Here is a 23,554-nt window from a genome sequence, read left to right on the forward strand (position 1 = left end):
TTTATTTTGCTACGTTCAGGTGATACCACTGACCCGAGCGATCGCGTTGCCATACTGCACCTTGCGCATCAATTTGCATCAAGTACAGCCAGCCGTGATTCGCCAGCGCGGCTATATCGTCATGGCGTGCAAGTATACTATCAATTGCCTCCCGAGGGGCAGCGATAAATACGCTTAATCGCACTGGCTGGTGGCGATATCGACGGCCATCGTGCACTGATTGATGTGATAAGCCAATTCGTAAGTCGCCACCATTCCCTTCAAATACGCCAATGTGGCCACCCACGATGTTGTGGAGCAGCTTGTTGCCGCTGCCGAATTTTTCCGGTGCGGTGACAGAAGCAAAGTACTGCAGATTGATCCAATTGGTCACCACCATGGGCGCGGTGAGTATGGTTTCAAGCTGGCTAAAGTCACGGTCTTTGTGCATGTCGTAGTCGTGTAAAAAGCTGCGACCTTGCAAATTAATCTGTCGAGACAGGGTGCGCGGGCCCACGATTAACGCCGCGTTGTCACACAGTCCCCACTCAGGACGCATTTGCGCCCAGTCTTTGGCCCGTGTACCAAAGAAGCGTTTGAGTTTGGATGGCTGGGTAGGCGCCTGATCAAACTGACTGGCGCGGGTAGCACGTGCTTGCTCGCTTGCGTTGACCAGCCAAGTTTGCCATTGCGCATGCTCGGGAGCGTGAAAGACATCCAGTGCGTCGGTGGTAGTGTTGTGCATGGCGGCATAAAAACGGGTGCTGGCGGGAATCGTCACGCCTTGCTGTGCCATGGCATCACGTACGTCGGCATCGTTAAGAAGCTGTGCAAGTACGCGGACATTTACCTCGCCGGTTTGTCCGCCGCAGGCACCACAGTCAAGCCCTGCTGCATGAGGGTTGTTACAGGTTTCACTGCCATGACCTACCAACAGGACGGCATCGGCCAGTTGATCAGCAATGCCCATTGCGCGCAAGATACCAGCGCCTAGCTCGGCCTTTTCTGCTGCGGTTAACGGTGTATTGTCACGGGTGAGCGCCCAATCACTGTCAGTATGGCTGAGTCGATTTAGCGGGTTCTCGGTGCCAGAAATGCGCAATGCGCGTTTTAGCAAGCTCACTAGCTTCAGCATGCCACCGGCTTCGACCATGCCTAAATTGGCGGCGGGCGCATCAAGACTGCGTTGCCAGCCGAGCTTGGTCATTCGCAACCAGCGTTCGGGGGTAGCATGAGTTTGTGAGGCGGTGACCGCTGGCGCCAGTAAGCCGGGCAGTTGTGGGCGATGAATATGGCTATCAGTGGGCTGATAGGCAATCGGCAAGCCAAAAAAGCCAGCAAAGCCAAGGGTTTGAATTCGTTCGGATTGCGCTTCTAATGCACGACGCATTGGCTCAGAGCGCACATCGATACAAAATACAGCCTGAAGCGTGGGGGAGGTATCGAGCGTGTCGACACTGGCCTGCGAGGATAGGGCGTGTGCCCAAGGGCGCTGCTGACTGATTTCCAGCGCTTGTTGCCAAATCCACAGGGGCGCGAGCTGTTGTTGTGCTTGGTGATACCAATGGCGTACATTCACCGCTTGATGGTGCATGGACTGACGAATGCTTGCCCACGCTGCGTCACGATGTTTAGCAAGCCAGCGTGCCAGCACTGTATCCCACGCGAGTAAAATCGCGAATAGGCCCATGCCATGATCTTGTTGTTCGCTGTCACTGAGCTGTTGCTGCCAATCTAACCAAGCCTGCCAGCTTGCCCAACCCGATAAACCGTGCATAAGCGCGTGGCAATAGGCCAAGCTACCGTCTTGGTCGTGAAGAGTCGGTTGCCAAAAGTCGGCCGCTTCAGCGATCAGTGCATCGATTTGAGTGGGTAGTGCGGCGAAATCGGCAAGCAAATCCACTCCTGTGAGGGTTTTAATGCCTTTATCTTGGCTCACTACATCCAACCAGCATCGATAAAGGTGCTCACCGCCTTGGCCTTGAGCATCAAAACGCTGTGGGTATTGGTGATAGAGCGCGAGAAACTGGCTCACTTGCTGCTGGATTTCTTGCTGCCACGATAAGCCTTCTTGCGCTTCTCGAGTGCGGTCACACAACTCAGCTAATGGCTTCCAACGCGGGAGATCACTGCTATGACTACGCAGCGCACGCAGGCAATCACTTACCGTCAATGCGCTGCCAGAGGTTGAAATGGCCTCGGCAAGGTGTGCCTCACTAATCGGCGATTGCCAATGCGACAGATAGTACGCCGACGACATTAACGGACAATGGCCGCTTAACACCGCTTGTTCGGCAAAAACTTGCTCAATGGGGGTAAAGCGTTGCGGCCACCATGGGTTCACCGCAATCATTTGATCCAATGGCCAGCTTGGCGCAATCGCGGCGACTGCTTGCTGTGTGGCATCGCGAAAATCGCTCACATCGAGGGACTCAGGGTATGCAGATACATTGGGCGTTTTCGCAATCATTAACGCGTCTCCTTATGCGGTTGCCAGTGGGTCGTTTGTAGTTGGATTAAAGAAGCACTTGGCCACCATTTGAGTGTTAGGCGCGTCGCCCATTCATCAAGGTAAGCGCCGGCGTTCAGCCAAATAAATAGGCGATTCACCCACGCTTTGTGAGGCCAGTACTGGACCGCCAGTGACAGAGCAAACAGCGCGATAAACAGCACCAGCGTAAAGGCATCGGCAAATAAATAGGTGGCATTACCGCCCGCGACAAACACAATCAAGCTATGTTTAATGGCGGCGTAGAGTCCGAGCAGGCCAAGTGCAAACACGCTACTGAACAGCACGCGTGTCGGGCGGGCAGCGCCTGGGCGCGTAAAGGCTGGTAATAGCAGCATGGTCATCGCCATCCACAGCAACCAGCTGGCGGCCAAGCTATTTAAAATACCGACACTCAGATGCACGGCGACAATCAAACCGGCGGCGGTGGCCATCGCGGCAAGCCAATGGCTACGACGCGGAACTGAGGCGTCAGCCAGTTGGGTGGCGAGCCAATGATTCACGCCATTGCCGCTGTTGAGGAAAGAGAACGCCTTGTAGAAAGAGTGCGCCAGCAAGTGCAGCAGTGCCAACTCGTAAAGACCTAGGGCGATTTCGACCAACATCAGCCCCATTTGGGCGACGGTCGACCACGCCAGTTTTACCTTGATGCTCACGCGTGTCAGGCTCACCAGCCCAGCAACCAGTGTACTGACGCCCGCGATAACCAGCAGTGCCAAGCTGGCACTGGGGCTCGCCGCGAGCACTGGCGCGAACAGCATCAATAAGATCCCGCCAAGGTTCACAATGCCAGCATGCAACAAGGCAGAGACAGGTGTTGGCGCTTCCACCACTTGAATGAGCCAGCCGTGCAAGGGTAGTTGAGCGCACTTGATAATCGCCACGCCCACCAACATAAAGGCGGCAATGCTTACAGTCAGCGTATGAGGTTGCTGGCTGACTTGAAACATCAATTGGTCAATCTGCGCGGTTTGGTAGTGGAAAAACAACAGTAAAAATGCGCCACCGAGTAGCAATTCGCTAAAGCGGGCGAGCAGCATTTTTTTGTGAGCCGCGAGTTGGGCGCGAGGCCGATGCGGATAGAAAAGAATTAAGCGACCCAATGAGAGGCTAACCGCCACCCAGGCGAGCCAAAACAGCAACAGGTGATTGCTGACTAAAACCAACAAGACTGCCGACAAGGTGAGCAGTAAAGAGGAAAGAAAACGGTGTTTGTCGGCTTCACCTGCAAACGCAGTGGCACTGTATCGCCAGATAACACCGCCAAGAAGAGCAACCAGTGCTAGCAGCACCAGTTTGAGCGGGGTGACGAGAAATAGGGATAACATGACTTACCTCACAGCAATAGTTATGAGATACATTGTGAAAACTTACTACATTTAAGTAAAATACATAATAAATCATTTTTCATTCTGTTTTAAAGAACGATGAGCCGACTCAACTACCATCATTTATATTATTTCTGGCAGGTGGCGCGTCACGGGAACCTGACCCAGACCGCCCGTCAGCTGCATATTTCGCAGTCGGCGCTGTCGTCACAAATCAAGCAGCTTGAACAGGCGATGCAGGTGCAATTGTTTGAGCGGCAAGGTCGTACATTGACGTTGACCGAAAGTGGCTATCAAGCGATGAACTATGCCGAAGAGATATTCCGCCAAGGGGAAGAGCTCGAGCAGTTGCTATCCAGCGGCRGGGCCCTGTCCAGTGCCACGATTCGCATTGGCACCTTATCCACCATGTCGCGGAATTTTATCGAGCAGTTTATTCAGCCATTGGTGAATCAACGAGAGTGCCGCTACGTGTTGCAGTCGATGGATCAAACCGGCTTGCTCCATGCGCTGTCTGATCACCAGTTGGATCTGGCGCTAACCAATATTGCGGTGCGGGGCACCAATAAACAGATTTGGCAGTATCAGCAATTGGCACGCCAGCCGGTAGCCGTGATTGGCTGGCCGGGTAAAGCCTTGTCGCCGACCTTAGACGCTAGCTACCAGCACCAAGCGTGGGTGTTACCTTATGGCGATAACCCGATTCGCTCGGGGTTTGATGCCATCTCTGCGCAGTATCAACTCAAGCCTTACATCATGGCAGAAGCCAATGATATGGCGATGCTACGCCTGTTAACCCGAGACAATGACGCGTTGGCGGTAATGCCCGAAGTGGTGGTTCGCGATGAGCTAGATAGCGGCATGCTTACCCGCTATGCTTTACTGCCGAGTGTGTATGAGCCGTTTTATGCGGTATCGATTAAACGTCAGTGGGTGCATCCGCAACTTAGCTCGCTGCTAGAAGCGTTTAGATCTTCGCCGCTCGCGCATGGCGACGACCTTCGCGACGGCAACGATCAGAGCAATACCTAACCTCGTCCCAACAGCGCGCCCACTTTTTACGCCACGTAAACGGGCGTTCGCACGTCAAACATACCTTGCTGGGGAGATGTGGCTTTTTATGCGCCATCTTGGTTGCCTCCAGTCGACTGAGTGGCAGGTGAACGTGATTTTTGAGTGCGCTTGTCCGCGTTCTCAGGGCTGTTTGTTGGTTCAGGGCTATTTGTTGGCTCAGGACTGTTCGGACGCACATGGGTGGCGAGGATCCGTGCTTTCTCGATACGAACGGCGTCTTGTTGACGAAACGACCATAAAATATCTCGCGCGCGCTTGCCGGTTTGTTCGATATCGACAATGGGTTTTGGGTAGTCTTCGTCAAGCACCACACCGTACATCATCGCTTCCATATCGGTCATTTGCCACGGGGTGTGGATCAAACTGTCGGGCAAGGGAGAAAGCTCGGGTAACCATTCACGAATAAATGCCCCCTCGGGATCTTGCTCCTGCGATTGTTTCACTGGGTTATAAATACGCAAGGTATTGGCGCCTGTCACGCCAGCTTGCATTTGAAATTGGGGGTAATGAATACCGGGCTCAAAATCGAGAAATAACTGCGCGAGGTGATGCACACCGCGGCGCCAATCAATAAATGGTGGGTTAAAAAGCTGACCAGCATCGCCCGCATACGAAAGTTGATATAGCCAGTGACGTGTAGGCAACGCATACAAGCATCGACGAGCGGATAACCGGTATTACCTTGTTGCCATGCGCGCAGGTGCGCATCACTCTGCGGACCGTTTGCGTACTCAAAATGTAAGTAGCCTCGATTGACGGGCCGATGCTCCATGTGGTGCTCGCTTTCAAATTTCTGCATAAAGTGACAGTGCCAATGCAAACGCGACACCATAGCTACCAGCGCTCGCCGCCAGCCCTTTTTCTGCCAATGGAGGAGGGTGATTTGATACATCTCGCGCAAGCTGATGTTACCCCATGCAAGATAGGGCGACAGTCGCGTACAGCTTTTGCGGCTGGCGAGCGGTTTAGAGATGTGGCGCTGATAGGTTTGCCCACGCTCGCGGAAAAAAGACTGCAAGGTTTTATACGCCCAACTCGGGCCGCCGGACTGAAAGCGTGGCGCGGGCGAGTCCCAGTTATGGTGACCGAGCGAAGGTAGCGTGAGTGATGCGTTTAGCCAGCGCGCTTGTTGCCAATCAGGATCGGCAAGGGGAGCGCGCATCACTTTTTGCCATTCAGCGTCCCAATCAACCCGATTTTTAGCGCCGCGGATCACTGCGCCAGTGGGGGATTCATGCCACGGGATCTGATGGCTCTCCAGCCATTTCGCCACCGCTTTATCACGAGAAAACGTCGCGTCGACGCCAATTTCTTGATGGCTGTACACCGCACCAATGGCCTGTTGCCGGTGGATAGCGTCGAAAACGGCGAGTGCGTCACCTTGGCAAATGGTGACCTGCCCGCCAAGCGGCGCCAGCTGCTGATTAAGATCGCACAGCGACTGCCAGACAAATCGCCAATGGCGCTTACTATGGTGCGGATCGTTAAGCAGCAGTGGCTCAAACAGGTACAAAATCACCAAGGGGCGCCCAGCGGCAATGGCGGCTTGTAATGGGGCATGATCCCGCAGGCGTAAATCGCGTTTTAGCCATACAAGGCTGATGGGCGCGGACATAGGGCTCTCGTCAGTCGTAACAACAATCTTCTATTCACCCTTGGCGATACGAGGCTGAATGGTGCTTGGATCCCTTATAGTGACTTGGTTGAGGTCTAATTTCTCTCATTAACAAGCGCTAAGCGTACAAAGCGAAATCAAAATGGTTTGCATTTGCCTTTTAAGCATCGGAAAATTACCGCTCTCAGAGATAACGGGCAAGTGCCACGCGCTTGTGTTTGCAGAAGTAGGATCGGGATATGTTAGAGGCAAAGGACGTTGCGTTTGCCGTCAACGGAAAAGTGTTACTCGATAAGGTGAGCTTGTCGTTTACGCCGGGAAAAATTTGTGCGTTAGTCGGACACAATGGGTCGGGCAAGTCAACATTGATAAAGCTGTTAGCGCAGCAACAGGCAAGCAGCAGCGGGCAGATCGCATTAGACCAAAAGCCCTTGTTGAAATGGTCAGAAAAAGCCTTTGCGCGCGAGGTGGCGTATTTGCCACAGCATTTACCGGCAACAGACAACTTGACCGGGTATGAGTTGGTCAGTTTTGGTCGCTATCCTTGGCATGGCTTGCTGGGGCGGTTGACCAAAGCCGATCACCAAGCGATTAACGAGGCAATGGCGCTCACTGGTACCCAAGATTATGCTGAGCGCTTGGTCGATACCTTATCGGGCGGCGAGCGCCAACGGCTGTGGATTGCGATGCTGCTGGCACAGCAAACGCGTTACTTGCTGCTCGATGAGCCGCTATCTGCACTGGATGTGGCCCACCAAGTTGAAGTGATGACCTTGGTGCGCAAACTCAGCCGAGAGCTGGATAAGTCCATTATTATCGTGGTGCACGACATTAATATGGCTGCACGTTTTTGTGATGAAATTGTCGCGCTGCACAGCGGACAAGTCCTGACTCAAGGCGCGGTCAGCGATGTGTTTCAAGAGTCGGCCCTTAAATCGATTTATGGTATTGAGATGCCGATTGCCGACCATACCGCCGGTTATGCGGTTGCTATGCCGGGGGAGTTATCGCCGGTATGATCAAGTCCTCTTTTTTGACGCTTGTGGTCTGGCTGACCGCGGCCATGATGTCAGCGAGCGTCAGCGCGTCGCCTCGTATTCTCTCGCTGGATTGGACTCAAACTGAAACCTTGTTGGCGCTAGGCATTACTCCAGTCGCGGTCGCGCAAAAGGCGGATTACAACTCGTGGGTGAAAGCCCCGTCCATTCCAGACAAAACCGTTGATATTGGTCTCCGTACCCAGCCGAATATGGAGCGTTTGGCCGAGCTTCACCCTGATAAGATTCTAATTTCGCCCATTTTTAAAGCGATGAAGCCCAAGCTAAGCACCATTGCGCCGGTCAGCTCAATTCCTCTGTATGAAAGTGGCTTAAGCTGGACGTCGCTCAAAACCGTGACGCGGCAAATTGCGCGCGAGGCTAACCGTCCGGAGGCTGGTGAAACCTTGATTGCCAATGCGAAACAGCAATTAGCGAGCCTGCGCGATACCATTCCCGGCGAACAACCACCGCTGCTGATGATCCAGTTTCTCGACGCCAACCATGTGCGGGTGTTTGGGACGAACAGCTTGTATCACGCCACCATCAGTGAATTGGGGCTCAACAACGCGTGGCAAAACACCACTAACAGTTGGGGGTTTAGCATGGTCTCCACCCGCGAGCTGCTTGACCTTGATGCGCAGCTGGTGATTGTGCGCCCGCTCCCCGCGGGCGTCGAGCAAACTCTTCAGACCAATATGTTTTGGCAATATTTGGTTAAACGCACGGGGCATACGCCATTGATGATTGATCCGGTATGGAGCTTTGGCGCGATTCCATCAGCGTTACGTTTTGCCCGCCTTGTGACCGCGGCATTGACCGAGCAAGGAGGGCAGGCATGAAACTGAACCTATTATGGGTGCCCTTGGCATTACTGGCAGCATTGTTGAGCCTCGCCTCCACTCAGTTGGGGCAGTGGAATGTGAATGCATCCATGCTCTGGCAGTCTCTGTGGTCGCTAGATGATAGCGCGTCGATTGGCGTTGTGATGCATTTAACCTGGTGGCCGCGCTTGGTCACCGCATTGTTGGCAGGGGCGTGTTTGGGGCTGGCCGGTACCTTGATGCAACAGGTGTTGCGCAACCCCTTGGCCTCGCCTTCAACGTTGGGGGTGGCGAATGGTGCCAGCTTGGCGCTGATGCTTGCGACGCTTTATGCCCCTTGGCTACTGACTTGGTCAAGCGCGATGGTGGCGATGTCTGGCGGGGTGCTGACCATGTTGGTGGTATTTGCGCTAGCGTGGCGACGCGGCCTATCGCCCACCGTAGTGGTGATCGCGGGTTTGATTTTAAACCTTTACTGCGGCGCGCTCAGCACCGTGCTGCTGCTGATGAATCAAGAAGCGCTACATGGCATGATGGTGTGGGGCGCGGGCTCGATGGTGCAAACCGACTGGCACAGTGTGCAAGCCTTACTGCCGCGTATTGGATTGGCGGTCGTGTTGATCCTTGCCTTATTAAAGCCGCTCAACGTCTTGAGTCTTTCGGATGAAGGGGCGAAAAGCTTGGGCGTATCACTGGCGAAAATCCGTGTGATTGCTCTAGGGCTATCGGTGCTGCTGACCGCGTGGGTAGTTAGCTTAATTGGCGTGATTGGCTTTGTCGGTCTCGCCGCGCCCGCGATTGCGCGCTTATGTGGCGCACGCAAGCTCATCACCCGATTGAGCCTAGCGATGATTTTAGGTGCCTTGATGTTGGCAGCTACTGATTTGGCTGTCCAGCTGTTACCCGGCCGCCGGGCTATGATGGTGCCCACGGGAGCGGCGACGGCAGCCTTGGGAGCGCCTCTTCTTTTGTGGTTGTTACCACGGGTGTCACTGGGCAATCGTCAACGCCAACAGATGCAATCGGGATCGCCCGCACCGCGTCAGGATTGGCCACTAGGCCGAACGTTGATGTTACTGGTGTTGGGTGTGGTGATTTTTGCCACTGTATCGCGTCAAAGTGAGGGCTGGCAGTGGCTGGCGCTCAGCGGCGATTGGTCCTTGTTGGAATGGCGCTTGCCACGCTTGCTGGCCGCGGCATTGGCGGGTGGTGTGCTTGCTGTTGCGGGTGCCGTGCTTCAGCGTTTGAGTGCTAACCCGATGGCGAGCCCTGAAGTGATGGGGATCAGTGCCGGTACGGCGCTGGGACTAATTGTCACCATTTTTGCTGGCATGGGCGCATCTATGCTGAGCTTATATGTCGGCGGTCTAGTCGGTGCGGGGGCGACCTTGGCGTTGATTGTGCTGCTTAATCGCAAAACCGGCTTCCAGCCAGAAAAGGTGTTGCTCACAGGGGTGGCCATAGCCGCTCTGATGCAAGCGGTACAAAGCTTTTTGATGGCGGGTGGCGACCCTCGCGCGTATCAAGTGCTCGCGTGGATTTCGGGCTCAACCTACTATGTGACTGACAGTACGGTGACCACATTGGTCCTGGTCGCCGCGGTGCTGGTGGCGCTGGGATTAATGTGCCAGCGTTGGCTCGATATTTTGCCGCTCGGTGGCGAAACTGCTCAATCACTGGGGGTTAAGGTAGGGCGTGCCCGCATGCTGTTGCTGGCCCTCGTCGCGGTCATGACCGTCAGTGCCACCTTGGTGGTGGGGCCGCTCAGCTTTGTCGGCTTGATGGCGCCACATATTGCGCGCAGTTGGGGAGCGAAAAATGCTCGGGCGCATATGATCACCGCCGGATTGATTGGCATGGGATTGATGCTGTTTGCCGATTGGCTCGGACGACAATGGTTATATCCGCAAGAAATGCCAGCTGGGATCATTGCTTCCTTGATTGGCGGGCTCTACCTAATGGTTGTGCTACGTAAGCTATAGTTTTAACACACGGTGATCGACAGGATCGCCTCATCCCTAACTAAAGAGATGCAGTTTGCATCTCTTTTTGTTTGAGGAGCCAAGAGAATGAACAGTGATTCCATGCAGCGAGTGGCGGTTGTCGGCGCAGGTGGCGCGATTGGTGAAGCTTTTTGCCGCGCGTTGCTCGATAAGCCATCCATTCAGCACGTCTTCGCCCTAGGGCGTCACCCCGCGCCACTTGCTGAGATAAGTGAAAAGGTGGTGCCTGTGGCGGTTAACATTCGCGATGAAGCATCAATCCAAGCGGCGGCCGAGCACATCGACGACAACAGCTTAGATGCGGTGATCATTGCCTCGGGAATGTTGCATGATGATGCGCTCAGCCCAGAAAAGCGGCTCGCGGCGTGCAGTAGTGAGGCCATGCATCAGCTCTTTGACGTCAACGCCGTCGCGCCGCTGCTATTGAGCAAGCACCTCGCGCCCAAATTGAAACGCAACGCCGAGGCGAAGCTTGCCATTTTGTCGGCGCGCGTGGGCAGTATCAGTGATAACCGTGCGGGCGGTTGGTACGCCTATCGTGCAAGTAAAGCGGCGGTGAACATGCTGATCAAATGCATGAGCATTGAGCTTGGCCGTCAAGACAAGTCATTAACCGTGGTCGGTCTGCATCCGGGGACGGTCGATAGCCATTTATCCGCGCCATTCCAAGCCAATGTTAAGCTCGGTAAGTTATTCAGCCCAGCCCAATCGGCTGGCTATTTGTTGTCGGTGTTGGATGGCCTCGACAGTCGTCATACGGGTCGATTGTTTGCGTGGGACGGGGAAGAAATTGCCCCGTAGGTTGGGGGCATTGTTGGGTTATTTCCAATGCAATGGCTGCTCTAGAGTCGACAAAGGCTTTTCCGTGCTAAGCCCTATCATTTCATCGTATGCCGTGTCAGTGACTAGCACGTACTGCGCGGCGTTAACCCATTCAAAATCATCTTTCACCGCCAGCAAGCTGCGAGATAAATAGGGTTTATCGCCTTGATAAATCAGCTTTTGCTCTACCGTATCGCCGTGACGCAAAAACGCAATGGCTTGATATAACATGCCATCAATGCCACGGATCTGAATCTTGTCAATGTTGTCGTAATTTATCAGTTCGCTCAGTTGTAAATTCATCACTCGTCCCTGCAGTTAGGCCTTTTCAACCACTACGGACCACGCAAGCGCGCGGATCCCTCAAGGTTGATGCATTGCCCGTAGCGACAGCCTTTTGGATGCGCGATGTAAAATAAATGTTACGCAAAGGTGAAATTAAAACCGTGGTGAGGAGATGATTTTCTCTGCAAAGTCGACGTAACCTGTGAGTAACGGAGACATTGCGTAAGGCTAAGGGCCGCTGTTTACGCGCGATTTTTACGCCAGACAACGACACAAGGCGGTGAACGTGAAACAGAGTAAATACGAATCCAAACCAGTTGATGAGCTGGGTCGTGTAGCCTGGTCGGCACAAGAAAACGATGTATGGCGCCAGCTAGTTACACGGCAGCTTGCATGTATCAAAGATAAAGCGTGTCAGGAATATCTCGACGGGTTGCGAATGCTGGATTTGCCGCATGACACGGTACCACAGATCCCAGATGTGAATGCCGTGTTAATGCGAGAAACGGGCTGGCAAGTGGCCCCTGTGCCTGCATTGATTGATTTCGACCATTTTTTCGCCTTGCTGGCGGATAAGAAATTCCCTGCGGCGACCTTTTTGCGCACCAAAGACGATTTCGATTACTTGCAAGAGCCGGATTACTTTCACGAGATTTTTGGTCACTGTGCGATGCTGACTCACCCAGCGTTTGCGGAGTTTACCCATATGTACGGCCAGCTCGGTAAGCAAGCCACGCCCAAAGAGCGCGTTTATCTTGCACGCTTATATTGGTTTACGGTCGAGTTTGGTTTGCTCAGTGACTCGCAAGGCAATCGCAGTATTTATGGCGGCGGGATCTTGTCTTCGCCGGCGGAGACTGAGTACGCCTTTAATAGCGACAAAGCGGTGCGTAAGCCTTTAGAAGTGATAGATGTCATGCGCACGCCATACCGGATTGACATCATGCAACCCATTTACTTTACCATTGAGTCGATTGACGATTTATTTGCCATCAGTCAACGTGATTTGATTGCTGATGTGCATCAAGCGATGGAACTGGGCCTTCATGCGCCTTTATTCCCGCCCAAACCGAAAAAGACAGAACAGCAAAAGGAAACGCAACATGTCTGAACTAACTGAGTTGAAATGTGAAGCCTGTAATATTGATGCCCCTTTGGTCAGCGCTGAGGAAATGCCAGCGCTGCTTAAAGATATTCCGCAGTGGCGCAAAGTAACACGAGACGGAATTGATCAGCTCGAACGTGAGTTCACCTTCCGCAACTTTAAGTTGGCGTGGGCATTTGCCAACCAAGTGGCTGAACTGGCTGAGCAAGAAGGACACCATCCCGCTATCTTACTGGAGTGGGGTAAAGTGACCGTGACGTGGTGGTCGCATAAGATTAAAGGCCTGCACAAAAATGATTTTATTTGTGCGGCGAAAACCGACGGCATTGCTCCTGAGTAAACCAGAAAAACGCCCCGAGCTTGAGCTCGGGGCGGATCTGTGTCGATAATCTTCTGTCTATCCCAGCCACGCAAGTGTCAACCCTGCGCCGCTAATGCCTTTCATTATCATCTCTCGGCATCTCTACGTAGAATAAGATAGATTTAAAAGGTGACGCGGTCACGTTTTCGTGTTGTTCTTACTCTTCTTCGTCGCTTGTGTCTTTTTGCTTAACGGCAAAATACTGCGCTAGGATTTCGTCAGTGAGCTCACCTTTCTCCTCAAGGGCTTTGAGTTTTGCCACAATCGCTTTTTGTTCGTCGAGTGATGGCAAGGTGTCCGGCTCATGCTCGGGCGCGTCATCGGCAAGTTGATTCAAAACATCCATAAATATACCTCGTGATATGCTTAGCGCAGAGCCTAGCAAAAATCGTGATTTTGCCCAAGCAAAAGACGAGCACGTCCCAAGTAGTTGGACTTAACACACTCAGTTATATCAAAAAAAAGGCGCCATAAGTCATACCTTTGGTCTACGTTTGTAGTAAGGGATTGTTTTAAGGAGAGTGAGTTGTGAGTGAAATTTTTTTTTCGTGCCAGCCCATCTTTGACGAAGCGCAGAACCAATGGGGCAATGAGCTTCTGTTCAGGGAAGGTCAAGAAAACAAGTTTCCTTCAATTGATGAAGATACGGCGACATCGCGCATTCTCAGCGCCAATTTTCTATCAGGGAAAGAACTCGATGATAGCTTGCGATACGTGGTGAGCTTTTCGGAGGCGGCACTGCTTGATGAGATCCCCTTTTCTATTCCAGTAAAATCTTTGGTGATCTGTGTCACTGCAAAGTGCAATGCAACGCCAATGCTAGTGAAGCAACTGGAGTCTTACCGGAAAGCAGGCTTTACCATTTTAGGAGAGAGTGATGTCTTCTCGAGCCGCTGGCAAAGGCATCTGGACTTATTCGATGTGGTGCGGGTCAGTATGGCAACAGAAAGCTTGAACGAGTGGACCGCAGCGATTTCGGACTATGCCCAGACGCGTTTTATGGCAAGTAAAGTGGAGAGCAACGAAGAGTTTGTTTTGGCTAAACAGCTTGGGTTTAGCTTGTTTCAAGGATACTTTTTCGAACAACCTCAAATTAAAAGTCATAGCGATGTGGCACCCTCAGTAATCAGTCTACTGGATGCGTGTATCGTGATTAATCGCAGCCCTCATGATATAGATGAAATCACAGAGGTTATCTCTCGCGATGTCTCGTTGCTCTACAAAGTCGTCACAAGTGCCAATATCTTAGCGAAGTCAAAAAAGAAAGCGATCACTAATCCCAAACAAGCGGTGGTGTACTTGGGGTTAGAGTCATTGCGGCGACTGATTTCTCTGCTGATTATGTCTAACATGAATCATCAAGAATGCTCACACTTGCAGAATGCGGCCATTCTTCGGGCCATTTTTATGCAGCAAGCAGGCCCATTGATGAACGACTTGGACCCTGATGAAGCTTTCTTGGTGGGCGCTTTTTCACTCCTGGACGCGATGTTAGGTGTCCCAATGGAGGATGTCGTAGAGCAACTTGCCTTAAACCAACAGGCAAAACAAGCATTACTATCACGTGCAGGTCCTTATGGTGACCTTTTGGAACTATGTAAACATATTGAGCATGCGAATTGGGATTGGGTTGGGTCACTGTGTGAAAAGATGTCGCTAAGAGAGCGCGCGGTTTTAAAAGCGTTTGATAAAGCCCGATACCAAACCCAAACCCTGGCGGCGWCAATGCAGGTGTGATCATGATGAATAAAGTAGGTATGCGGCTCGCTGTCATTTTAATTGTACTAGCAACCTTACTGTTGGGTGTGTTTGGTTATTACAATTATCATGTTGCTAAAGGTCGGCTTGAGTCTGATATGAACCAAGACATTAATTCTATCACTCAACGCCTAAAGCAACGACTTCCTACTTTGATGTGGAATTATGATTTTAATAATGTTCAAAATGACTTAGACAGTGAAATGGGCTCTCGTTATGTCCACCGCCTTGAGCTGACGGATACCAATGAGCAATTTCGTTATGTGACTGACTATAAAGGCATGCGGTCAAGTGATGAGCTAAAAGAAATCAACGTTCCCTTGGTCTATGATCAGGGAGAGCAATCTGTGGATGTGGGTCGACTGATCATTTATCAAGACAGTCGATATATCGATAAAGAGCTTAACACAGAAATACTTCGCACTGCGACGCAAATCATTCTACTGAACTTGTTGGTTGGTTTTTTTATTTGGAAATACGCCAAGCAAATTAATCGAGCGGAACAAAGCCGTGCGTATTTAAATACGGTAATTCATAGTTATACTGACGCGTTATTAGTGCTCGGTGATAAACACAGTATTATTACCATTAATGATTCGGCTAAGAAACTATTCGAATTAGAATCTGTTCCCGATGAAGCGATCAGCCTATCGACGATTATCTCTCGCGTAAGCCCTAATTCGCGCGGCTATTTTTCACAAGCGCTTTATGGCCTCGGTGGGCAGTTACAGCGGTCGTACGAGATAGATACGGATCAAGGTGTCCGTATTGTGCAGGTCAAATCAACCCCCATTAAAGATGAAGATCCTAGAGCGCTGAACGTAGCGATTATTCGCGATATCACAGAACAACACCTGGATAAACAGAAGGTATCTAAAGGGGCCGAGCTTTTTTCTGCAATGAAAAGCTTACAAGATAAGTTTCTTATCAGGGAAGACTTTGGTAAGAGCTTTCAGGATGTCTTGCAGATACTGCTAAGGATAGGCGAAAGCAATCATGGCATTATTGTTGAGGTAGGCCATAACGACGAAGAAGCAATAAAGAACAACTTGCCTTATAAAGTGCTGGCACAAACGCGATTGGTGAAAAATGAGTTTATTGGTGAAGAGTTTGTGCGAGGACTCATTGAGGAAATTATCGAGACCAAGCAAAGCAAACGTAGTCTGCAAATGGCGAGTGTGGCTGGGAATAATCAGAAAATGATTATTAACGTCTACGGTACGCCCCTATATATGTCTAGCCAGATGGTAGGGGTGGTGTGCTTGTTTGACGAGTCGACCACCTATAATGAAGAGCTTCAGGGGTGGATTGAGCCGATACTATCAAGTTTGAGCTCCATGGTGCACTTTGTGCAGCAGAAGGCGCTTAATGACATGATTTCACGGGAAATGGCACGGGCTAAAGAACAAGCCGAGCGAGCAAATGAATCGAAGACCAATTTCCTGGCGATGATGAGCCATGAGATCCGTACACCGATGAATGGCATTGTTGGCATGTCTAATCTTTTGATGGAGACCTCGCTCAATCAGCAGCAACGCTATTTTGTTGATACCTTACAGCACTCTTCGACTGCACTGTTGAATATCATTAACGATGTACTCGACTTAACCAAGATTGAAGCCGGCAAGATGACGCTCACCAAACAGTCATTAGATCTGGCGGAGCTTGTTCACGAATCCTTAAGTATTTTTACCGCAAAAGCGGCCGAAAAACAGTTGCGCTTACATTGTTATATCGATCCTGATATGCCCTGTGATATTGAATTAGATGCCATGCGCTATAAGCAGGTGATCATAAACTTGGTCGGCAACGCCGTTAAGTTTACAAAGCAGGGGCACATTGCCGTGCGCTTATTCCAACGGCAAGCAGGCGATGGTGGCGATGGTTCGGTCACATTGGTCATGGAAGTAGAAGATACAGGGATTGGGATCCCGGAAGACCGCCACGAAGCTATTTTTGAGAACTTTACGCAAGTCGATAATTCGTATTCACGCTCTTATCAAGGCACAGGGCTGGGCTTGCCAGTCTGTCGTAAGCTTTTACGCCTAATGGATGGTGATATCTCTATCCGCAGTCGAGAAAACCAAGGCACGACTTTCACTGCAGAAGTACCCGTGACGGTGGCGAATACTGACTCGACATTGATGTCAAGCTACGAGCCTGACGAGAGCATGACAGATAGCAAGGTTTACCTCGTGTCTGAAGACGCCATTTTGATAGAAATACTATCGACCTATTTAGAGCGTCTAAAGTTGGATTTAATCAACTATTCGGATGGCAGTGAGATAGCTTTTGATAACTCGAGCCAATCAGTGTTGATGATCGATCAGGACAAAATGCAAAGCTGTCAGCGTTTGATCGGTCAAGCACATAAATCGATTGCTATCAGCCATGATGGCCATCATGACACTGGCATGGCGACGCTGACCTGTCCGATTTATCACGTTGAATTGTATCGTGTATTGAGCGAGGATGAGAATGCATTGACAGAGCCTGGGCCCGTGGCTGGGCAGTATGATGATATTCAATTCAATCTCAACGTTCTAGTGGCCGAAGATCACTTGGTTAACCAAGAATTGATTGACATTATTTTGTCCAAACTGGGCTGTCAGCGCGCGCTTGCCGTCAATGGTAAAGAAGCGTTAGAACTGCACAAGTCTTCGCCATTCGACATCATTTTAATGGATTGTCAGATGCCAGAAATGGATGGTTTTGAGGCAACACGAGAGATCCGAAAATTCGACAAAACCACGCCCATTTTGGCTGTGACAGCTAACGCGCTCTCAGGCGATGCAGAGCGTTGTGTGGAGGCGGGAATGAATGGGCATCTCGCTAAGCCATTCAGTAAAGATCAACTCATTGAATTGTTGCTCCTATATGCGAATCCAGATGCGGTCAGTTATGGTGATAAGAATACTGACGAAGAGGAAACAAGGTTGGATGATTTGGCCAGTAAGCACTTTACAGATGCATCCATAGATACAAACTCCTTACCAGAACCAGAACCAGAACCAGAACCAGAACCAGAACCAGAACCAGAACCAGAACCAGAACCAGAACCAGAGCAGTCATCCGGAGGGAGCACAATGAGCGATACCTCATCCCCAATTGATATCCAGCATGTCAAAGACCAGATCGGTGATAGCATGGACTTGGTAAAAATGCTGCTTGATAAGTATGTAAAAAACCAAACTAATGATTTAGAGGCGTTGAAGGCCGCGTTTGCAGAGCAAGATATCGGCAAGATCAAAAAGCTTGCCCACAAAATGAAGGGGGCAGCGGCAATGATTGGAGCCAAAGAGCTATCACAAACATGTCTTGAGTTGGAGAAATCACCGCATGATGAGTTGGAGGCGCTACACCCCTACCTCCAGCCGATAGAGGATCAGACAACACGCGTGATTCAACAGGCAGAGCATCTATCTGAAACATCTTGATACATTATTCGGCACTGGTTAGCATAGCGGTTAGCGCGGAATAAGATAAAAACAATGACTCATCAAAGACCTAGGGCCTGGCAAACGCTGTCGGATCCTGGGTTTTATTGTAAGGAAAAGCTGATGATAAAGCGTTTTGTATTGAGCGGTTGCCTCGCTCTCGCCCTAGCTGGCTGTGGTGAACCCCAGGTGTCAGCACCGTCTGAAACACCGCCTCGACCCGCCAAGTTACTGACCGTAGTCACCAATGAAGATGGGCTTGCCCGCCAATTTCCAGCTCAAGTTGAAGCGGATGATAAAGCTTTGCTCTCATTCCGAGTGTCAGGGGTGATTGAATCAATGCCGATCAAAGCAGGTATGGATGTCGCGAAAGGGCAAGTGCTGGCGGCGTTAGACAGCCAGCAGTATCAGCTGCAATTAGATAAGGCGCGTGCGCAATATCAGCTTGCTCAGGTACAATTTAATCGTGCCGAACGCCTGCATAACGATAAAGTGATTTCCGAACAAAGGTTTGATGAAGCCCGCTCGGCACTCAGTGAAGCGGCGGCTGGCCTAGAGCAAGCGCAGACTAATGTGAATTATACGCAACTAAAAGCGCCGTATGCGGGAACTGTCTCACTCCGAATGAAAGAGCGTAATGAATTCGCTCAAGCGCAAGCGCCAGTGCTACACATTCAATCTAAAGATATTATTAATGTCAGTTTCCAATTACCAGAGCGCTACTTTCACTATTTTGCTCAGCATGTTGACACACTCGTGCCGAAGGTGTCATTTGATACCCATCCATCGCGACAGTTTCCTGCACAGTTTAAAGAAATCGACACAGAGGCGGATCCCAAAACCGCCTCTTACCATGTCACGGTGAGTTTAAATCGGCCTGATGCCATCAATGTATTGCCAGGCATGGCAGCAAAAGTGCATGCCACCATTCCTACCGAGTCACAAACGCAAATACCGGACTCTGCTTTGCTCGACGCAAAGGGTGAGAAAGCTGTGTGGCGTGTCAGTCGACAAGGAACCGTTAAGTTGACCCCAGTAACCTTGCGTGAAGGAAAGGTTGTTTCAGGCCTTGAAAATGGCGATGTCATTGTCGCAACTGGCGTCAGTGCGCTTAAAGAAGGTGACCGTGTGAAAGCATGGGTGAAGGAGAGAGGACTATGAGAGCGATAAAAGCCATGTTTGGTCTGCTCGCAGTTAATGCGCTGTTTGGATGCGAGCCCGCAACCGATGCTCAACCGGCGCCTTTGCCTGTGGTAACCACATTTACGGTGAGCCAACAGCAACTGAATGAACGAATCTCTTTTCCCGCGGTGGCAGCAGCGGCTGATAAAGCGACACTTGCTTTTCGCGTGCCAGGTGAGATCCAAGCCATTAATGTCAAAGCGGGCGATCGCGTGACGCAGGGACAGGTATTGGCACGTTTGGAGCCTACGGATTACCGCTTAGCGGTAGAGAATGCCAGTGCACGTTTTGACGTGGCCGATGCGCAGTATCGGCGTTCAGCCCCCTTGGTAGAGAAAGGCATGCTTGCCCAGTCGCAATTTGATGAGTTAAAAGCGCAGCGCGAAATAGCGCAAGCGGAATTGGCACTGGCCAAGCTTCGTTTATCTTATGTTGCGCTCAGAGCGCCAGCTGACGGGGTGATATCTAAGCTGAATGTTGAGCCATTTGAAACCATAGCGCCAGGACAAGGGATCATGAACATTCATGACGCCTCGCGTGCTGATATTCGTGTGCAAGTGCCGGATGTGTTATTCACCCAAAATACGGGCGCGAGTGCAGAAGAAGTGCAAGATCGGCTACAACCGAAAGTCTTAACTCAGCAAGGGCAGTCTTACCCAGCCACGATTGATGAATACACGGCAGAGCCGGATCCGAGCAGTGGTGCTTTTGTGGTGACGCTAACCATGCCCATGCCAAAGGAGCAGTTTATTTTAGATGGCATGCCCGTACAGGTCAGTATTGCGAGGGAAGGGTTACAACTGACACGCACCGGACTTTCCGTGCCCATCGAAGCGGTGTTTAACCAAGACGGGGATCCACTGGATCGAGACCACAGTTATGTATGGATTTACGACAGCACCACACAAACCGTGGCGAAACAGCGGGTAACGATGGGGCGCATTCATGGTCAGCGGCTAGAAATAACCCAGGGTGTGTCTAAAGGAGATCGTATCGTGGTGGGAGGAACCAATCACCTGTCTGAGGGGCAAAAAGTGACGCTGGCATCGAAAGAGGAAAATGCATCATGAAGCAGGGTGTAGCGGGATATTTTATTCAAAATAAAGTGATTAGCTGGATGATCACGTTGATTTTCCTGATTGGTGGCACCCTTGCATTTTTGGGGTTAGGGCGGTTGGAAGACCCTGCTTTCACCATCAAAGATGCGATGGTGGTGACCAGTTATCCAGGTGCCACCCCCCAACAGGTGGAAGAAGAAGTCACTTATCCGCTGGAGAAAGCGGTTCAGCAGCTGACCTATGTGGATGAAGTGCGTTCGATCTCCAGTCGTGGCCTGTCCCAAATCACGGTCAAAATGAAACCCAAATACCGCGCCGATGATTTGCCACAAATTTGGGATGAGTTGCGACGAAAAGTCCATGATGCGCGTGGGTCGCTTCCTCCCGGTGTCAATCCGCCACAGGTGAAAGATGATTTTGGTGATGTGTTTGGGATCATGCTAGCCGTCACTGGCGAAGGGTACGGCTACAGCGAACTAAAAGACTATGTTGACTTTTTGCGCCGCGAGCTTGAGCTTGTTGATGGCGTAGGCAAGGTACAAGTCAGTGGCACGCAGCAAGAGCAAGTCTTCATTGAGGTCTCGATTCAACGGTTAAGTAGCCTAGGGATCTCACCGGACACCTTGTTTAATCTATTGGCGACGCAAAACCTCGTGAGCAACGCAGGGGCATTGCGTGTGGGCGATGAATACATTCGCATTCACCCAACTGGGGAGTTTTCCTCCGTGGATGAGTTGGGCAACTTGATCCTGACCGAAGCTGGGTCACAGGGGCTGATTTACTTACGTGACGTTGCCGAGGTAAAACGTGGATATCAAGAGGTACCGCGGCAGATCATTTCGTACAACGGCAAACAAGCGCTACAGGTAGGAATATCGTTTGCTGATGGTGTGAATGTGGTAGAGGTCGGCGACAGTGTGGATAAGCGTCTCGCGGCGTTGAACAGTGATCAGCCCGTGGGAATCAATGTTCATCATGTCTATAACCAACCCAATGAGGTCGATAGCTCAGTCAGCGGATTTGTCTCCAGTTTAGGCCAAGCGGTGGCGATTGTGATTATCGTGCTGCTCTTCTTTATGGGCCTGCGCTCAGGACTACTCATTGGTTTGGTGTTATTGCTGACGGTACTGGGTACGTTTGTATTCATGTACTACTTCGAGATTAACCTGCAACGCGTCTCTCTCGGGGCGTTAGTCATTGCCCTAGGGATGTTGGTGGATAATGCCATCGTGGTCGTCGAAGGGATACTAGTGGGCTTAAAGCGAGGACGAACCCGTCTACAGGCGGCTCACGACATAGTGACGCAAACCAAGTGGCCTTTGCTTGGAGCGACGGTGATCGCGGTAACGGCTTTTGCCCCGATTGGCTTGTCAGAGGATGCAACGGGCGAATACTGCGGCACCTTATTTACAGTGTTATTAATCTCCTTACTGTTAAGTTGGTTTACCGCTATCACGTTAACGCCTTTCTTTGCCAGCGTGTTCTTCAAAGAAACACCGCTTGAAGAAGGGGATGAGGGCAGTGATCCCTACAACGGGATTCTGTTTGTGGTGTATAAACGTTTTCTTACCGCCTGCATGCATCACGCCTATATCACCTTGTTGGTGATGGTAGTGGCACTGGGGGCCAGTATTTATGGCTTTGGTCACCTCAAGCAGTCGTTTTTCCCTGACTCCACCACGCCCATGTTTATGGTCGACGTTTGGTTGCCAGAGGGCACCGATATTCGTGCCACACAAAGTACACTGGATGAGGTGTCGAGCTGGCTGAGTAAACAACAAGGCGTCAACTATGTCTCTACCAGTGCCGGACAAGGTTCGCAACGTTTTATGTTGACCTATTCACCGGAGAAAACATACGCCGCTTATGGCGAGCTGATCGTCCGCGTTGATCAATACGATCATGTTAAACCCACTATGGGCATGGTGCGAGAGCATGTTCGTAGCCAGTACCCAGATGCGCAGCTTAAACTGAAGCCTATTTCCTTAGGCCCTGCTACCGGCTCGAAAATTGAGGCGCGTATTTTTGGTTCAGATCCCACCAAGTTACGCGCGATTGCTAAACAAGTAGAAGCGCGATTGCATCAGGATCCTGATGCGGTAAATATCCGCCATGATTGGCGTAATCGCACCAAAGTCCTTGAGCCGGCGTTTAATGAAAGTCAGGCACGGCGCTATGGCATCACCAAAAAAGATGTCGACGAGTTGCTGACAATGACATTCAGCGGCAAACGGATTGGTGTTTATCGGGATGGGACCAACCTTATGCCGATTGTTGCTCGATTGCCCGATGAGGAGCGCGTGAATATCAATACCCTAGAAGGGATGAAAATATGGAGCCCGGTATTGAAAGACTACATTCCTTTGCAGCAAGTCATTCTCGATTACGACATGCGTTGGGAAGATCCGATTATCATGCGCAAAAACCGCAAAAGAATGCTCACCGTGTTGGCCGACCCCGATCCGTTACGGGAAACCACCGCGGCGACCTTACTAAGCCGCGTGCGCACTGATATTGAGTCAATTCCTCTGCCTGAAGGTTACAGTATTGAATGGGGCGGGGAGTACGAGTCTTCCAAAGAGGCGAAAGAGGGCTTATTTAGCATTATGCCGCTTGGTTATTTGTTTATGTTCTTGGTCACGATATTGCTGTTTAATTCCGTGAAAGAGTCATTGATCATTTGGCTGACAGTTCCCTTGGCGGTGGTTGGGGTCACCACAGGATTGCTGTTGTTGGATACCCCGTTTGGTTTTATGGCGCTCTTGGGCTTTTTAAGCTTGAGTGGGATGCTGCTCAAAAACGGTATTGTATTGATCGATCAGATCAATATCGAAGTGGCCAGTGGTAAGCAGCGCTATCAAGCCGTCGTCGATGCGGCGGTGAGCCGGGTACGCCCAGTGTGCATGACGGCCATTACCACTATTTTAGGGATGCTTCCTTTATTGCCGGATGTTTTCTTCCGGCCGATGGCGGTGACGATTATGTTTGGGCTCGGGTTTGCCACCGTGCTGACGTTGATTGTGGTGCCTGTGCTATATCGTATCTTCTACCAAATTCGCTATCACCCTGAATAATCCCACCTTAAGCACCGTTTTGACGGTGCTTTTTTGTTTCAATCTTAAGACAAAAGCGCCTGTGTATAACTTGAATTTCATCCACAAAAACGGTTGATAACTC

General features: G+C 51.0%; 17 protein-coding genes and 1 pseudogene. 12 read left to right on the forward strand and 6 right to left on the reverse strand.

What is annotated here, in order from left to right:
- Position 1: 1 nt before the first annotated feature.
- Both BZG73_RS06990 and BZG73_RS06995 read right to left on the reverse strand, forming a co-directional pair.
- Positions 2–2,449, reverse strand: a complete 2,448-nt coding sequence (locus tag BZG73_RS06990; protein WP_077667945.1) for a DUF2309 domain-containing protein — start codon at positions 2,447–2,449, stop codon at positions 2–4.
- Positions 2,449–3,816 (reverse strand): NADH-quinone oxidoreductase subunit L, encoded by a 1,368-nt coding sequence (locus BZG73_RS06995; protein ID WP_077667946.1) that lies wholly within the window; start codon positions 3,814–3,816, stop codon positions 2,449–2,451. Before BZG73_RS06995 ends, BZG73_RS06990 begins: the two co-directional genes overlap by 1 nt.
- A gap of 99 nt (positions 3,817–3,915) precedes the next feature.
- On the opposite strand from BZG73_RS06995, the gene BZG73_RS07000 reads away from it, so the two are divergent.
- A complete protein-coding gene (locus BZG73_RS07000; protein ID WP_077667947.1) occupies positions 3,916–4,848 on the forward strand; it encodes a LysR family transcriptional regulator in 933 nt (310 codons plus the stop codon).
- Here BZG73_RS07000 and BZG73_RS07005 read toward each other — a convergent pair.
- Both BZG73_RS07005 and BZG73_RS07010 read right to left on the reverse strand, forming a co-directional pair.
- Positions 4,784–4,945 carry a DUF2256 domain-containing protein gene (locus BZG73_RS07005; protein WP_074214700.1) on the reverse strand — a complete coding sequence of 54 codons (162 nt, stop codon included), beginning with the start codon at positions 4,943–4,945 and terminating at the stop codon, positions 4,784–4,786. The genes BZG73_RS07000 and BZG73_RS07005 overlap by 65 nt on opposite strands.
- A 73-nt stretch (positions 4,946–5,018) precedes the next feature.
- A pseudogene (locus tag BZG73_RS07010) lies at positions 5,019–6,505 on the reverse strand (FAD-binding domain-containing protein); the annotation flags it as partial.
- Between the two features lie 239 nt (positions 6,506–6,744).
- Here BZG73_RS07010 and BZG73_RS07015 point away from each other — a divergent pair.
- The 4 genes from BZG73_RS07015 to BZG73_RS07030 all read left to right on the forward strand — a co-directional run bounded on the left by BZG73_RS07015 (position 6,745) and on the right by BZG73_RS07030 (position 11,170).
- Entirely contained in the window at positions 6,745–7,524 is a 780-nt protein-coding gene (locus BZG73_RS07015; protein WP_077667948.1) for an ABC transporter ATP-binding protein, read from the forward strand.
- Positions 7,521–8,384 carry an iron-siderophore ABC transporter substrate-binding protein gene (locus BZG73_RS07020; protein WP_077667949.1) on the forward strand — a complete coding sequence of 288 codons (864 nt, stop codon included), beginning with the start codon at positions 7,521–7,523 and terminating at the stop codon, positions 8,382–8,384. Before BZG73_RS07015 ends, BZG73_RS07020 begins: the two co-directional genes overlap by 4 nt.
- Entirely contained in the window at positions 8,381–10,348 is a 1,968-nt protein-coding gene (fhuB, locus tag BZG73_RS07025) for a Fe(3+)-hydroxamate ABC transporter permease FhuB (protein WP_077667950.1), read from the forward strand. The genes BZG73_RS07020 and fhuB overlap by 4 nt, the downstream gene beginning before the upstream one ends.
- A gap of 87 nt (positions 10,349–10,435) precedes the next feature.
- Positions 10,436–11,170, forward strand: coding sequence for an SDR family NAD(P)-dependent oxidoreductase (locus BZG73_RS07030; RefSeq protein ID WP_077667951.1), 735 nt, complete (start codon positions 10,436–10,438; stop codon positions 11,168–11,170).
- Positions 11,171–11,188: 18 nt separating this feature from the next.
- Here BZG73_RS07030 and BZG73_RS07035 read toward each other — a convergent pair whose 3' ends face one another.
- On the reverse strand, positions 11,189–11,494 hold the full coding sequence (locus BZG73_RS07035) for a DUF6482 family protein (protein WP_046075809.1): 306 nt from the start codon (positions 11,492–11,494) through the stop codon (positions 11,189–11,191).
- A 220-nt stretch (positions 11,495–11,714) separates the two neighbouring features.
- Here BZG73_RS07035 and phhA point away from each other — a divergent pair, with 220 nt between their 5' ends.
- Both phhA and BZG73_RS07045 read left to right on the forward strand, forming a co-directional pair.
- A complete protein-coding gene (gene phhA, locus BZG73_RS07040; RefSeq protein ID WP_077579115.1) occupies positions 11,715–12,587 on the forward strand; it encodes a phenylalanine 4-monooxygenase in 873 nt (290 codons plus the stop codon).
- The gene (locus tag BZG73_RS07045) at positions 12,580–12,921 is read left to right on the forward strand and encodes a 4a-hydroxytetrahydrobiopterin dehydratase (protein ID WP_069586485.1); all 342 of its coding nucleotides are present in this window, start codon (positions 12,580–12,582) and stop codon (positions 12,919–12,921) included. Before phhA ends, BZG73_RS07045 begins: the two co-directional genes overlap by 8 nt.
- Before the next feature lie 178 nt (positions 12,922–13,099).
- Here the strand turns inward: BZG73_RS07045 and BZG73_RS07050 are convergent, their stop codons facing one another.
- A complete protein-coding gene (locus tag BZG73_RS07050; RefSeq protein WP_046075812.1) occupies positions 13,100–13,288 on the reverse strand; it encodes a restriction endonuclease subunit S domain-containing protein in 189 nt (62 codons plus the stop codon).
- 182 nt (positions 13,289–13,470) lie between these two features.
- Between BZG73_RS07050 and BZG73_RS07055 the strand changes: the two genes are divergently transcribed.
- The 5 genes from BZG73_RS07055 to BZG73_RS07075 all read left to right on the forward strand — a co-directional run bounded on the left by BZG73_RS07055 (position 13,471) and on the right by BZG73_RS07075 (position 23,451).
- Entirely contained in the window at positions 13,471–14,679 is a 1,209-nt protein-coding gene (locus BZG73_RS07055) for an EAL and HDOD domain-containing protein (RefSeq protein WP_077667952.1), read from the forward strand.
- 2 nt (positions 14,680–14,681) lie between these two features.
- Positions 14,682–18,137: an ATP-binding protein gene (locus BZG73_RS07060; RefSeq protein WP_235606032.1), complete on the forward strand. Its 3,456-nt coding sequence runs from the start codon at positions 14,682–14,684 to the stop codon at positions 18,135–18,137.
- 123 nt (positions 18,138–18,260) lie between these two features.
- Positions 18,261–19,298 carry an efflux RND transporter periplasmic adaptor subunit gene (locus tag BZG73_RS07065; RefSeq protein ID WP_101494481.1) on the forward strand — a complete coding sequence of 346 codons (1,038 nt, stop codon included), beginning with the start codon at positions 18,261–18,263 and terminating at the stop codon, positions 19,296–19,298.
- Positions 19,295–20,389, forward strand: coding sequence for an efflux RND transporter periplasmic adaptor subunit (locus tag BZG73_RS07070; RefSeq protein ID WP_046075815.1), 1,095 nt, complete (start codon positions 19,295–19,297; stop codon positions 20,387–20,389). The genes BZG73_RS07065 and BZG73_RS07070 overlap by 4 nt, the downstream gene beginning before the upstream one ends.
- The gene (locus BZG73_RS07075; protein ID WP_077606593.1) at positions 20,386–23,451 is read left to right on the forward strand and encodes an efflux RND transporter permease subunit; all 3,066 of its coding nucleotides are present in this window, start codon (positions 20,386–20,388) and stop codon (positions 23,449–23,451) included. The genes BZG73_RS07070 and BZG73_RS07075 overlap by 4 nt, the downstream gene beginning before the upstream one ends.
- Positions 23,452–23,554: the final 103 nt, after the last annotated feature.

Origin of the sequence: Salinivibrio siamensis (assembly GCF_001996005.1) — a bacterium.
In the GTDB taxonomy this organism is placed as follows: Bacteria; Pseudomonadota; Gammaproteobacteria; order Enterobacterales; family Vibrionaceae; genus Salinivibrio; species Salinivibrio siamensis.